We start from the raw sequence: 14127 nt of genomic DNA, 5'->3' as shown, positions 1-14127 counted from the left end.
ATTTAAAATAATCATACAAATATTAAAAATAAGTTTGCCTTAACGGTGATACAGATAATTCTAGAGCATATCGCGGTGTTGAGGTATCTCTTTAAAACACAATGTGTTTTACCAAAAACTGAGGCTAAAGGCTCCCGGAGCCAGCAGCATCAGCGGCCACAGCAGCCCGGAACTGACGTTGGCCAGTTGAAATGACCAGAACGCGGTCCCGCTGGCGCCGCTGGCCAGCGGAAGAGTCGCGCGAAGCGGCGACAGAAAGCGGCCAAAAAACACCGCCCATGCCCCGTGACGTTGCAGAAACACCAGGCTGCGGGTCAATCGCTGGCCGCGCAACCAGCGTATGCTCGTCAGGCGGTGCCGGTTGCGCCGTCCCAGCCACCAGGAGAGCCAGAATCCGCCGATTGCCCCGAGGCTAGCGCTGAGCCACATTAATAAGAAATGGTTAAGACTGCCGGAGGCCAGCGGGCCGAGTAACAGCAACCCGGAGGTGCCCGGCACCAGCAGAGAAATCAGGGCGCAGGATTTAGTCAGGGTCAGCACAAACACCACCATCAAGAGCCATGAATAGTGGTGCTGGGCGTGTTCGATAAGCAAAACAAAAAAGTCCACGGGATCCACCGACGTCGGCAACGAAGACTTTGAGTGTGACAGGGGCCGATTAAATGACGGCTTAACGGGCGAAAGGCATAAATTCACGGTGGTGGTGGTGTGTACCAGCTATTCTTAAGCTGGATAGATCCTTTAACTCGCCAGTCGAACGTGCCACAATATGCACTTCTTTCGGCTTTTACTTTTGTTTAATCAGGATATTACTGCCCATGAAGGGTAAATATAAAGCCGCCATCGCGCTATTGTTAGCACTTATTCTGCTACCGCTGGCCATGTTGTCGACGCTTACCCATTGGGTGCCAACGCTTGCGGGGATCTGGCTGCCAGAGGGGACCCGCATCGCCTTTTCCGACAGCCCGCGACTGACGCGTTCTGCGTTACGCATTCCCGAATTACGCTATCTGGTCGGCGATTGTGAGCTGGCCCGGGTGACCAATGCCCAAATTTCTCATCCCAGCCGCTGGCGGCTGCATCTCGACGAACTCGATATCAATAGCGCCTGTCTGAGCAAACTGCCCGAAAGCGAACCGACGGTGGGCGCGCCGCGTACCCTGGCGGAGTGGCAGTCGATGCTGCCTTACAGCTGGCTGACCATTGAAAACCTGCGCCTCTCGCCATGGGAAAAGTGGCAGGGGCGACTGGTGATGTCGTTGACCCCGCAGCAGCAGGATATTGGCTACAGCGGCAAAGAGCTGACCTTGCAGGCGCGCCTGCGCGGACAGGCGCTCACCGTCAGCCATTTTTCCGCCCAGCTGGTCGACGAGCAACCGCCGGTGAAGCTGGCCGGCGAATTTCATATGCCGCTGGTTCCGGACGGCCTGCCGGTCGATGGCCATCTGCTGACTACCTTTGAATTCCCGCAAACCGGCGGGTTGGTTGATGCCGAGCTGGAGTGGCAGAAAAACCGCGGCCAGCTGGTGGTGACTCCGCGCGGTGAAGTGCAGCCGATACTCGATCTCCCCTGGGAAGTGACCCCTGAGCGCATTGTCATCAGCGATGGCCGCTGGAGCACCGACTATGCCGGCTATCCATTAAGTGGCCGTCTGGCGCTGTCGGTGGGCAACTGGCAGGAAGGCACCGAGCAGATGGAGGTGAGCGGTCGGCTCAACGTCCTCACCCAGGGCAAAGCCGGTAAAGGAAACGCCGTGCTGAACATCGGCCCCGGCAAACTGAGCATGGACAACAGCGACATGCCGTTACAGCTGACCGGCGAGGCGAAGCTGGGGGATCTGATTGTTTATGCCGTACTGCCGGCCAGGCTCAGCGGCCCGTTGACCGCCCCGGCATTGGCCTTCAACCCCGGCGCGCTGCTGCGTTCCCGCGGGCGGGTCGTCGATTCATTGAATATTGATGAAGTCCGTCTGCCGCTGGCGGGGGTCAAGGTGACCCAGCAGGGCGTGGACGGCCGTCTGCAGGCGATTCTGCGCGCCCATGAACAGCAGATGGGAGACTTCACGCTGCATCTTGACGGCCAGGCCGACAATTTTATGCCCGACAGCGGTCGCTGGCAGTGGCGTTACTGGGGCGACGGTCACTTCACACCGATGCAGGCGCGGTGGGACGTCAAAGGGGCGGGGGCATGGGTAGACAGCTCGATCGTCCTGAACAGCCTGTCGACGGGCTTCGATAAACTGCAATATGGCACCATGCTGGTGAGCGCGCCGCGCCTGACGCTGGATCAGCCGATCCACTGGTTGCGCAATGAGCAGCACCCGAAACTGACCGGCGCGCTGTCGCTGGATGCGGGGACCACCAGCTTTAGTCACGGCAGCGTGCTGCCACCTTCAACGTTAAAATTCACCATTGATGGCCGCGATCCGACCTGGTTTCAGTTTAACGGCGCGCTTCATGCCAACAAAATCGGCCCGGTTCGGGTCATCGGGCGCTGGGATGGCGAACGTCTGCGCGGTAAGGCATGGTGGCCGAAACAGTCGCTGACCGTGTTTCAGCCGCTGGTACCGCCTGAGTGGAAAATGAACCTGCGTGAAGGGATGCTGTACGCCCAGGTGGCTTTCTCGGCAGCAGCCGAACAGGGATTCGAAGCCGGGGGGCACGGCGTGCTAAAAGGCGGCAGCGCCTGGATGCCGGACAACCAGATCAATGGCGTCGATTTTGTCCTGCCGTTCCGCTTTAGCGAGGGGGTCTGGCAGCTGGGTACCCGTCGGCCGGTATCGCTGCGCATCGGCGAGATAGTCAACCAGGTGACGGCGAAAAACCTGACCGCGGACCTGCAGGGAGCCTGGCCGTGGAGCGAGAGCCAGCCGCTACAGCTGAGCAACGTCAGCGTGGATGTTCTCGGGGGCCAGGTGACCATGCAGCAGTTGCGGATGCCGCAGCATGACCCGGCGCTGCTGCGGCTGCAGCATATCTCCAGCAGCGAGCTGGTGAGCGCGGTCAATATCAAACAGTTTGCCATGTCCGGCGCCTTCAACGGGGCGCTGCCGCTGTGGCTGAACAACGAGAAATGGATCATCAAAGACGGCTGGCTGGGCAACCCCGGCCCGATGACGCTGCGCCTCGATAAGGACATGGCGGACGCGATGGTGAACGATAATATCTCCGCCGGCGCGGCAATCAACTGGCTGCGCTATATGGAGATCTCCCGCTCCTGGACGCGCATCGACCTCGATAACCTCGGGATGTTGACTTTGAAGGCGACCATCAGCGGCACCAGCCGCGTCGGGGATCAGAGTAATACGGTGCATTTAAACTATTCTCATCAAGAGAATATTTTTGACCTGTGGCGCAGTTTACGTTTTGGCGACAATTTACAGGCATGGTTTGAGCAGAATGCCGTGCTCCCCGTGCGCAGCTGTACGGACAGTAAAAAGTGTAAGGAACAACAATGATGAAATTGCTAACGGCGGTGCTGGTGCCGATGCTGCTGGCGGGCTGTACGCCGCGCATTGAAATCGCGGCATCCAAGGAGCCGATCACCATCAATATGAATGTCAAAATTGAGCACGAGATTCATATCAAAGTGGATAAGGATGTTGAAGCGTTACTGAAGTCGCGCAGCGATCTATTCTGAGGTGGCGATGAGAAAACGACTGAAAATCGCGGCGCTGACGCTGGTTCTCCTCAGTACGCCGGCGCTGGCTCTGACGCTGAGCGAAGCCCGGGAACAGGGGCGGGTCGGCGAAACGCTGAAGGGCTATCTGGCGCCATTGCGGCAGGATCAGGAAACTCTGGCGCTGGTCGCACGGATCAATACGGCGCGCAGTGAAAGCTACCAGCAACTGGCGGATGAAAATAATCTGCCGGTGGATGAAGTGGCCAAAATGGCCGGGCAGAAGCTGGTCAACCGGGCGCAGCCTGGGGAGTATGTCCAGGGTCTGAACGGCAAATGGCTACGCAAATAATTAGCGGCAGCGCTTGCGGTATTCCCCCGGCGACACGCCAAAACGCTGCTTGAACGCGGTGGAGAAGTGGCTGTGGTCGCTGAATCCCCAGCTGTAGCCAATCCCCGCCAGTTTCTCATCGTCATGGGCGCTACGTAGCGCCCGGGCGCAGAGGTCGAGCCGGCGGTTCTTAATATACTGAGCGACCACCAGTCCCTTGTCAGCAAACAGCCGGTACAGGCTGCGCAATGACATCCCGGTTTCGTTCGCCAGCCATTCCGGGCGCAGATGTTCTGCCTGAATCGACGCATCGATTAACTCAATAATTCTCTGGAACTGCTTCTCCCGACGAGACGGCTGGGCTTCCTGCTGATGCAGCATCGGGCGCAGCAGGCAGACGATGGCCTCCAGCGCCGCTTCGCTTTCGCTGTCCGACAGATCCGGGCTGTTCATGCTTTCCTGCAGCAGGCGCTGGCTGAGCTGAACCATCGGCAGCGATTTTTGCAGGCGCGAGGCAATGCAGATTTCGCTGCCGCGCAGCTGGTGTTCGATCAACTGCCGGGGCAGCAGCAGCGAGGCCTGGCGCGAGGTCTGCTGCCAGAAGATAGAGCAGGGGCGCGAGGCGTCAATCAGGGTTATATCACCGGCTTCCAGCATCACCTGGCGATCGTCCTGCTCAATGGCCGCCTGGCCGGCGAGCTGGAACACGGTATAAAACCAGTCGTCGTTGCTGCGTTTGATCTCGTTGCGGGTGCGGAACAAATTGACCCCGCAGGCGGTGACGGTGCTGACTTTCAGGTTCCCCGCGTAGCTGGCGTCAATCTCGCCGTGAAAGTTCCCCTCCAGCGGACGGGCGGCAAAATGGCCGCAGACCTGATTGATTTTCGCCAACCAGCGTTGGTAATCCTGTCCGTGTTCCGCCGTCGCCATAATGTTTCTCTTATCGATATAATGTTTCTGCATTGTTGCATTTACGTTGCGGCATACAAGAGCGGGAGCCGGAGTATATGAAAGAACTATTACCTGCGGCACACTTCTGGGTACGCAAAATGCTTAATTGCGGAGCCTGTCACAGCGGCACAAACGAATGTCACAGAGAAAAAAGCGCGGATGCCGACCTCGTCGTAGACTCAATTCACGACCCGAAAGGAATAAGGAAGCGATATGTCCACAGCACAGGTTGCGCTGCTCGCCAGCGTACAGCAGTTTTTAGACCGGCAGCATGGTTTGTATATCGACGGTAGCCAGCAGGAATCGCAAAGCGAACAGCGGCTCACCGTCTGGAACCCGGCCACCGGTCAGGCCATTGCCAGCACGGCGGATGCCAATGCCGCTGATGTCGATCGTGCGGTGATGTCGGCCTGGCGGGCATTTGTTGCCCGTAGCTGGGCGGGGCGTACCCCCGCCGATCGTGAGCGGATCCTGCTGCGTTTTGCCGACCTGGTCGAACAGCATGGCGAAGAGCTGGCGCAGCTGGAAACCCTGGAACAGGGCAAATCCATCAATATTTCCCGCGCGTTTGAAGTGGGCTGCACGCTGAACTGGATGCGCTACACCGCCGGGCTGACGACCAAAATCAGCGGGCGCACGCTCGATGTGTCGATTCCGTTCCCGCAAGGCGCACGTTACCAGGCGTGGACGAAGAAAGAGCCTGTGGGGGTTGTCGCCGGGATCGTCCCGTGGAACTTCCCGCTGATGATTGGCATGTGGAAGGTGATGCCGGCGCTGGCGGCCGGGTGTTCTATCGTGATTAAGCCGTCAGAAACTACTCCGCTGACCCTGCTGCGCGTTGCCGAACTGGCGACCGAAGCCGGGATCCCGGACGGGGTGTTTAACGTGGTGACCGGCAGCGGAAGCGAGTGCGGTGCGGCGTTAACGGCGCATCCGCAGGTGGCGAAGGTGAGCTTTACCGGCTCCACCGCCACGGGCAAACACATTGCGCGGGTGGCTGCCGATCGCCTGACCAGGGTGACGCTGGAGCTGGGCGGGAAAAACCCGGCGATCGTCCTCAAAGATGCCAACCCGGAATGGGTGATTGAAGGGCTGATGACCGGAAGCTTCCTCAACCAGGGCCAGGTGTGCGCCGCCAGCTCGCGGATCTACATTGAAGCGCCGCTGTTCGACACCCTGGTGAGCGGGTTTGAGCAGGCGGTGAAATCCCTGCAGGTCGGACCGGGAATGCTGGAAACCACCCATATTAACCCGGTGGTCTCGAAGGCCCACTGCGCCAAAGTGGCGGCCTATCTTGATGATGCCCGCCAGCGCAATGCTGAACTGATCAGCGGGCAGCTCGGGCCGGATAGCCAGGGCTACTACATTGCGCCAACCCTGGTGATTAACCCGGATGCCGGGCTGCGTCTGAGCCGCGAAGAAGTCTTCGGGCCGGTGGTGAATCTGGTGCGCGTCGCCGATGGCGAAGAAGCGCTGCGCCTCGCCAACGACAGCGACTTTGGCTTAACTGCCAGCGTCTGGACCGGCGATCTGACCCAGGCGCTGAGCTATACCGAACGCCTGCAGGCGGGCACGGTATGGGTCAACAGCCATACGCTTATCGATGCCAACCTGCCGTTCGGCGGCATGAAGCAGTCTGGTACCGGGCGCGACTTCGGCCCGGACTGGCTGGACGACTGGTGCGAGACCAAATCGGTCTGCGTACGTTATTAATCGTTAAACCCAGCGCCTGGTCATGCAGTACCGGGCGCTGCTCCCACCTTTTTTTCTCATTAATTACCGTTTTTTTCCTGCTGTTTTTTAATCATCAAAGAATCCAGCTGCTTAATGGACTCTGTTAACTGGGTTGACCATGATTGAGTTTCTTGTAGCTGTGCAAGGTGGATCGCATTAATAAACGCAGCAGCAATCTCGGTCGCTTGACGATAGTGCTCAGTTGGTTGCTGATGTTGGGTGCCATCGTTTTTTATCCACTCCGCAATAAATTCCGCATGGCGAGTCTCGATGACTATCATCGTATTAATGTAATTCATCCATCCACCAGTAATACGAAATGCTCTGTCGGCAGTAAATAGCAATACGGCAAGCGTTAGTAGTCCGAGGGATATTTGGGTAAACAACAGCTTAGTATCGACATCATTAATAAAAGGAAGCTTAAGGATCTGAATGCTACCGATGGCCACCATAATAATTAAGATTGCCAATAGCAGTAATACAGAGAGTCTGCGTTTTTTCTTGACCTCATTTTTATACCAGTTGGTAATATTTTGTTCGTACAGGGTAGTAATGCGAAAAATAGTGTTCAGCTTTTGTTCTGGGGGCAATGAATGTAATTTAGCTAACTCGTTGAGAGCCAGGTGGTAGTGCGTATCGGTTACCATGATGATCCCCGTAATAACATTGACTTAGAGCCTATCCCATTAGGCTGCTTTATTTGCCATTTTGGCCCTGGCAGTGCTCACCATCCTCACATACTGCGTGTACGTTCCGGCTGTTCCGCGCTGTTCGTGACCAAACTGGCTGTATCAATCTACGCCTACTGGGATAGACTCTTAATTATGGCGTGAGCCAGAAAAGATTCACGAGTGCCCACCAGCATCAGTCGATGCCGGGTATTACGGGCGTTTTTTCGTTTGAACTCTAGCTTCGATTACAGTCTGCTATTTTTAATCTGTCAATCCTGAACGCTTTTAATGCAGCCTGTGAAGAGGTTCCTATGAACTTACTGGTGTTTTGCGACGGTACCTGGAATACACCGCAACAGCTTGATGACGGTAAACCGGCCCCGACGAATGTGGTGAAGCTGAGAAATGCGGTGGCGGAAAATAATAGCCAGCGCGTCTATTACCATACCGGAGTGGGAACCGACGGCGGAGCGATCGAGCGCTACATCGGTGGCGGCATCGGCGAAGGCCTTGATAAGAATATCATTAGCGCCTATTACTGGCTGGCGACCAACTACCAGCCCGGCGATAAAATCTGGCTGTTTGGTTTTAGCCGTGGCGCCTATACCGTTCGCAGCCTCGGTGGAATGATTGCGCGCTGCGGTTTATTGAATGCTGCTAAGGCGGGAACCGGCGACGATAAAGTGTGGGAGGATATCAACACGCTGTTTGCCCATTACCGCCAGCCAGTTGGCAGCGTTCCGCCCATTATTGCCAGCGTGGGCCGGCCCTTTTATTCGGTGGCGACGGGGGATCCGACAAAAGGCAGTATCCCTGTCTTTTTTATCGGCGTTTGGGAGACGGTAGGGGCGCTGGGTATTCCTGACGATATGGCGTTAGCGAATCTGCTGGACGATCCGAAAAAATATGCCTTCCACGATACCTCCCTCAGTCCCATCGTGGAAAACGCCCGTCATGCTCTGGCGCTGGACGAGCAGCGCCAGAGCTTTATCCCCACGCTCTGGGATAACGTGGAGGGTAACCCGCGGGTCAAGCAGCGCTGGTTTGTCGGCGTGCATTCTGACGTTGGTGGGGGCTACGCACAATGCGGATTATCGGACATTCCCCTGCGCTGGATGATGTCAGAAGCCGAGGGCCTGGGCCTCGAACTGTTGCCGGGCATGGATTCACAGCTGGCACCCAACCCTCATGGGTTACTGCACGATTCGGTGACCGGCGTGTTTACGCTGCTGCATACCTGCCCACGGGCGGTGCCGCAGCTGGTGGCAGACGATCCCCGTGTCGATGACAGCGTGCTGCAACGTCAGAGTCTGCCCTCGCTGCTTAATGGGCGCTACCGGCCGGAGAAATCCCTGGTCGCAGGCCATTCGGCGACCGTTGACGTATTTGCTCGTGAACGCTGGAATGCCACCGGCGTGTGGCTGGAGGCTGGTATTGAATATCGTTTTAGCGCTACGGGAAAATGGCTGGACAGCTCGATTCCCTGTGATGCGGGCGGCACCGATGACGGGAAGTTTTATCCCGGTGAGGCGGCTCAGATTCTGGCTTCTGTCTCCGACAAACTAGAAACGTTGTGGAAAGGGGCCACTAAAAATCAGGATGTGGATTTTTGGCTGAGCAGACGTGTCGGCTCGGCACCGTGGTTCGCCCTCATCGGGGTGGTGGCAAATAGCGCCGCCGGCGCTTCTGCGGTACCTCAACAACAGCATCAGATTTTTGTTATTGGCACCGAATGCCGTTTTACCCCGGCGAAAAGCGGCTATTTTTACGCCTGGGCCAACGACGCGTGGCAAATGTACGATAACAATCGGGGAAGTGTCTGCCTGACGATAACCCGCTGACGGCGCCCGGACCAACGGGCTTGCTCAACGCTATCCTTTCTCGCTACTGTTGATTGCTGCCCGCCATCGGGCGGAGAAATCCTCAGGAGGCAGAAATGAGATCGCAAGAGCCAACCGTTGCCCTGATTGGGCCCGGCGCCATTGGTACCACTATCGCGGCGGCGCTGCATGAAGCCGGGCGTACGCCGCTGATCTGCGCCCGCACGCCCCATCCGCAACTGTCGCTACGCTTTGACGGCGGCCAGATTACCGTGCCCGGACCGCTGCTGAGCGATCCGGCGACGATACCCCGGCCGGTCGATGTGGTTTTTGTGGCGGTGAAGACCACCCAGATCCGCGCGATTGCGCCCTGGCTGGCCGTATTATGCGATAACAATACGGTGGTGTGCGTCCTGCAAAACGGCGTAGAACAGCAGGAGCAGTTTGCCCCGTGGGTTGCCGCTTCCCCGGTGTTGCCCTCGGTGGTGTGGTTTCCGGCGCTGCGCGAATCGGAAACCTCGGTGTGGCTACGGGCTGCGCCACGCCTGACGCTACCGGATGTGCCGCAAGCCCAACGGGTACAACACGCGCTGCGGGGAACCCGCTGTGCGGTGGATCTGGCCGCCGATTTTACCTCCGTGGCATGGCGTAAGCTGCTGCAAAATGCCGTCGCCGGGCTGATGGTGCTGACGGGGCGGCGGGCCGGTATGTTCTCCCGCGCCGATATCAGTGATGTTGCCCTGGCCTATTTGCGTGAATGCCTGACCGTCGCCCGCGCCGAGGGCGCGTCGCTGAGCGACAGTGTCCCGCAGGAGATCCTCGACGGCTTCCACCGTGCGCCCCCTGACCTCAGCACCTCGATTCTGATTGACCGTGAAGCCGGGCATCCGCTGGAGTGGGAGATCCGCAACGCCGTGATACCGCGGCGAGGCCGCCGCCACGGCATTCCGACGCCGATGAGCGATCTGATCGTCCCGCTGCTGGCTGCCGCCAGCGATGGTCCGGGCTGATGGTCCCGTCTTTGGCGGGAAACGTCCCGCCGAATCCTGCTATGATTGCGCCTCTGTTTTGCCGGAAGGTGGTAACTCCCCGCTATGCTGAACCACGCGCTTTGCTATGACACTTACGGGGCGCCGGCCGCGGCGCTTCGGCTGCGTACTACTCCCATGCTGCCGCTGGCGGCGGGAAAGGTGCGGGTTGCGATGCGCTATGCGCCGGTCAATCCTTCGGATCTGATCCCTATCACCGGGGCCTACAGCCACCGTACCCGGCTGCCGGCGACGGCGGGTTACGAAGGGGTTGGAGTCGTGGTGGAGGCGCCGCCCGGTGCCAGAGTTGCCCCCGGACAGCGGGTGCTGCCCCTGCGTGGCGATGGCACCTGGCAGCGTTATCTGGATATCCCCGAACGCTGGCTGGTGCCGGTGCCTGACGCCATCGACGATCTGCTGGCCGCCCGCGCCTATATCAACCCGTTAACCGCGCTGCTGATGCTCAACCGCTGGCCGGTAGCCGGGTGCAATATCGTGCTGACCGCGGCGGGGTCCAGTTGTGCCAGCCTGCTGGCGCAGTGGGCGTTGCATAAAGGGGCGCGATCGGTGAGTGGTGTTATCCGTTCGCCGCAGCATATTTCCCGGCTGGAGCAGCTGGGGGTCTACCCGCTGCTGGAAGCGGACCGACTGATGTTGGAGCAGGTCGGGCAGAATGCCGATTGGCTATTTGATGCGGTGGGCGGGGCGCTGGCGAACACGCTGCTATCGGTGCTGCCGGACCGCGCCGGACTGATCTCCTACGGGCTGTTATCCGGGCAGGCGCTGACCCAGACCCGACTGCTTCCGCGGGTGCACAAATTCCATCTGCGCGAGGCGCTGGCGACCCTGTCTGACGCGCAATGGCAGGCGGCGTTTGCAGGGATCTGGCGTCTGCTGCCGACGACAACGTTGCCGCCGGTGGAGGTGGTGCCGCTGCACCGCTGGCAGGAGGCCATCCGCGCCAGCAGCCACGGTAAATACCTTCTCGACTTCACCACCCTGTAGCCCGGATCAGGCGCTTGCGCCGCAATCCGGGGGCGGTTAAAAAAGCGGTCGGTCCGTCACTTGATCTCTTGCACGAGATAACTACGCTAAATAAGCGCCTGTCCGTGACCAAACTGGCCCTGCGCCATATTGATGGTGGTTATTCTCTATCGCTATTTTCCACCAGACGCTAAGTCTGATATTTATCATGTAATTGATCGAGGTCTAATATGATCCTTCTTTTATGATGATTTTTTATAAGAGAACTATTTCGCGTTTAAAATAGCGAGCTAACATGCCTGGCTCTCGGGAGGTGACGTTATTTTTTATCTGTAATAGCCTGTGGCGTTTAACATTACATTTATCATGCGAATCATTTCTTTATTAACTAACGTGAATATGACGGGGACGATATGCTTAAACTCGGTGATGAAGGCAGCGCAGTCGCGCAGCTAATAAATGATTTACGGAGATTATTTTTTGGCCTGGAGCCAGGTAATAAATTTGACCAGGTGGTTAAAAAGTCGGTAGAAGCCTTTCAGGTAGCCAACCTCGATGCCTCAGGCCAACCGCTGGTGGTCGATGGTAAAGTCGGCCCGCATACTCGCTGGGCGCTGGATGTGGCATTGGGCAAGCAGACGGTTGTGCCGGTGCCGGCGGCGCCTGCGTTGGTGAACGTCGAAGGCGGCAGTCCCGCAGGCCAGGCGGCGCTCAAGATAGCGCAGGGTGAACTTGGTCACGGCGAGCAGGGCTCCGACAACCACGGGCCGGATATTAAGAAGTACTTTTCCGGGCACGGTTCACAGGGGCAAAGCTGGTGTGCCGCTTTTGTCAGCTACTGTTTTAACCAGGCATCACCGGCGGTATTTGGTTATCAAACCTCCGCTCAGGCGCTGCATAATGAAATGAAATCATTGGGCTATGCCTATACCCCGTCATTAAGTAACCCACCGCAACCGGGCGATATTATCTGCTGGCTGAGAGTTGACCCGAAAAAACCGAAGGAGAGCGCCTGGCAGGGCCATGTCGGCATTGTTCAACGCTACGCTGACGGTATTTTGTGGACTATCGAAGGTAACCGCGGCGCTTATCCCTCGAAAGTGAATATCTTTCATTATTCGTGGTCAGTGTTAGTCGCATCTGCAACCAATGATAAATATAAAGGGCTGTATGGCGTGTCTCGTCACCCATAATATCCCCGTTATTTTTCAACGTGCAGGGTGTTGGCTGCATCGTGAAATTCATTGGGTGTAAGCATAATAAATCTCAGGAAAATAAAAATGGCTAATAATAAAGTGCCTTTTTTCCCTATTATTTACGTTCGTGGTTATGCGATGACGCAACGCGACGTTAATGAGACTACAGCAGATCCGTTTAATGGTTTTAATCTTGGATCAACGATGCTGCGTGCGTCGGCGAGCCAGAAAGATCGCCCCAGGAAGTTTTATTTCGAATCCCCGGTCATTCGTCTGGCCACGGAGTTTGGCTACAGCGATGTGTTCGAGCAGGGGCTGGATATCATGGATGAGGGCTGGGAGACCGATCCGGAGGGGAAACCCACCGGCAATGTACTGGATGATAAATCGGTGATCGTCTATCGCTATTATGATGACGCCTCGACACTGCTCGGGTCCGGTAAGACGCCGTCAATCGAGGACGCGGCCATCGGGCTATCGAAACTGCTGGTCAAGGTGCGGACGTTACTGCTGGCGAATCCCAACAGCGGCGTGAAGGTGGCGGGTGATTTTCGCTGCTATCTGGTGGCGCACTCGATGGGCGGTCTGGTATGCCGGGCGTTGCTGCAAAATCCGCGGCTCGATCCGGGCAGGATGGCGGCCAGTGTGGATAAATTTTTCACCTATGCGACGCCCCATAACGGGATTGAGTTCGCGGGGCTCAACGTTCCGGACCTGCCGTGGCAAAGCAGCGTCACCAATTTTAACCGCGAGCGGATGGCGGATTACCTTAACCTGCAACAGGCCTACCAACGCTATAACCGGGTCGATGTGATACCGGAATCCTGTCTGCCGTCCTCGCGGATTTTCACCATGGTCGGCACCAACCGCCTTGATTACGATGCCGCCGCCGCGCTATCGCGAACCTTTGTCGGCAACGGCAGCGATGGTCTGGTCAAAATCGAGAATGCCACGTTAACCGGCCTGAATGCCGATGGCTCTCCTGGCGCCCCCTGTGCGAAAGCCTTCACCTACCGCTCACACTCTGGCTATTTTGGTATTGTGAACAGCGAAGAGGCCTTCCAGAACCTGGCTCGCTTTCTGTTTGGCGATGTGCGGGTGGATATCTGGCTGGATATTGATGACATCCGCCTGCCGGAGGCGGCAATCAAAGCGGCGGGGGGCAATGCGTCGAAAATTGACGCCATCTATCAGATAGAGGCGATCGCCTCGCCTCGCGGCAAGCCGTGGTCGCTAACCCGTCGCGTCTCGGAAGAGGACTCCGTTGCCTGTCTGACGCAAAAAGAGTGGTTTGAGCAACAACGTGCGTCGCAGTATCTCTCCAGCGTGTTCTTGTCGAAGAGCGCGCGTGTCAATAAAAACCGGCGCTCGCTGGCCTACAGTCTGACGCTCGGGGTCAAAATGCCGGATTATGAAATCGAGAAGCGATTCTGGTTCAACGAACACTATGAAGGAGGGTATCTGTTCCGCAATTCGCTGATCCTCGAGATTGTCCCGCCGACCAACGATAACACGCCCTGGAAGATAAAATATGCCTGGCAGGACGCCGGATTTTCCAGCGCCGATATCGTTCTGCAACCGAAGGAAACGGCCGGCAAGGCCTGTGAGGTCACCATCCCGGTAGACAGCGTCACGCTCGATGCCAACGGCAAAAAACGCCCTTCGGTACCGGGCATTTCGGGGCGGTTGCGCTTTGTGGTGCAAAGCTGGAACGACGCCTCGTAAAAACGCGAGCGCCACGCGAGGGATTACCCTCGGTGGCGCTCACTCACAACATCATCATCCTACACCGT

At 57.6% G+C, this 14127-nt stretch carries 12 protein-coding genes; 9 read left to right on the top strand and 3 right to left on the bottom strand.

The annotated features are described in order from the left end of the window. Positions 1-108: 108 nt before the first annotated feature. Positions 109-552, bottom strand: a complete 444-nt coding sequence (locus HF679_RS07455; protein ID WP_154143934.1) for a DedA family protein — start codon at positions 550-552, stop codon at positions 109-111. Between the two features lie 266 nt (positions 553-818). Here HF679_RS07455 and HF679_RS07450 point away from each other — a divergent pair, with 266 nt between their 5' ends. Genes HF679_RS07450 through HF679_RS07440 form a run of 3 tightly spaced genes read left to right on the top strand, consistent with a single transcriptional unit; the run spans position 819 to position 3971 of the window. Next, positions 819-3458: a YdbH family protein gene (locus HF679_RS07450; protein ID WP_187042797.1), complete on the top strand. Its 2640-nt coding sequence runs from the start codon at positions 819-821 to the stop codon at positions 3456-3458. Beyond that, entirely contained in the window at positions 3455-3640 is a 186-nt protein-coding gene (locus tag HF679_RS07445) for a YnbE family lipoprotein (RefSeq protein WP_123754097.1), read from the top strand. The genes HF679_RS07450 and HF679_RS07445 overlap by 4 nt, the downstream gene beginning before the upstream one ends. A gap of 7 nt (positions 3641-3647) precedes the next feature. Beyond that, positions 3648-3971, top strand: coding sequence for a YdbL family protein (locus HF679_RS07440; RefSeq protein ID WP_123754098.1), 324 nt, complete (start codon positions 3648-3650; stop codon positions 3969-3971). On the opposite strand, the gene feaR is transcribed toward HF679_RS07440, so the two are convergent. Then, positions 3972-4883, bottom strand: coding sequence for a transcriptional regulator FeaR (gene feaR / locus HF679_RS07435; protein WP_187043040.1), 912 nt, complete (start codon positions 4881-4883; stop codon positions 3972-3974). It abuts the gene before it with no gap. Positions 4884-5114: 231 nt separating this feature from the next. Between feaR and HF679_RS07430 the strand changes: the two genes are divergently transcribed. Then, positions 5115-6614, top strand: coding sequence for an aldehyde dehydrogenase family protein (locus tag HF679_RS07430; RefSeq protein WP_123754099.1), 1500 nt, complete (start codon positions 5115-5117; stop codon positions 6612-6614). A 59-nt stretch (positions 6615-6673) separates the two neighbouring features. Here the strand turns inward: HF679_RS07430 and HF679_RS07425 are convergent, their stop codons facing one another. Next, on the bottom strand, positions 6674-7282 hold the full coding sequence (locus tag HF679_RS07425; protein WP_123754100.1) for an SLATT domain-containing protein: 609 nt from the start codon (positions 7280-7282) through the stop codon (positions 6674-6676). A gap of 335 nt (positions 7283-7617) precedes the next feature. On the opposite strand from HF679_RS07425, the gene HF679_RS07420 reads away from it, so the two are divergent. From HF679_RS07420 to HF679_RS07400, 5 genes are all read left to right on the top strand, one after another. After that, positions 7618-9147 carry a DUF2235 domain-containing protein gene (locus tag HF679_RS07420; protein ID WP_187042796.1) on the top strand — a complete coding sequence of 510 codons (1530 nt, stop codon included), beginning with the start codon at positions 7618-7620 and terminating at the stop codon, positions 9145-9147. 95 nt (positions 9148-9242) lie between these two features. Next, positions 9243-10136 (top strand): oxidoreductase, encoded by an 894-nt coding sequence (locus tag HF679_RS07415; RefSeq protein ID WP_123754102.1) that lies wholly within the window; start codon positions 9243-9245, stop codon positions 10134-10136. Positions 10137-10220: 84 nt separating this feature from the next. Next, complete coding sequence (locus HF679_RS07410) at positions 10221-11159, top strand: zinc-dependent alcohol dehydrogenase family protein (protein WP_123754103.1); 939 nt, start codon at positions 10221-10223, stop codon at positions 11157-11159. Between the two features lie 392 nt (positions 11160-11551). After that, positions 11552-12331 (top strand): CHAP domain-containing protein, encoded by a 780-nt coding sequence (locus HF679_RS07405; protein ID WP_123754104.1) that lies wholly within the window; start codon positions 11552-11554, stop codon positions 12329-12331. A gap of 87 nt (positions 12332-12418) precedes the next feature. Next, positions 12419-14059 carry an esterase/lipase family protein gene (locus HF679_RS07400; protein ID WP_123754105.1) on the top strand — a complete coding sequence of 547 codons (1641 nt, stop codon included), beginning with the start codon at positions 12419-12421 and terminating at the stop codon, positions 14057-14059. The last annotated feature ends 68 nt before the right edge of the window (positions 14060-14127 follow it).

This window comes from Enterobacter sp. JUb54, from assembly GCF_014298075.1.
GTDB classification, from domain to species: Bacteria; Pseudomonadota; Gammaproteobacteria; order Enterobacterales; family Enterobacteriaceae; genus Klebsiella; species Klebsiella lignicola.
This window is presented reverse-complemented; position numbering and strand designations above follow the sequence as displayed.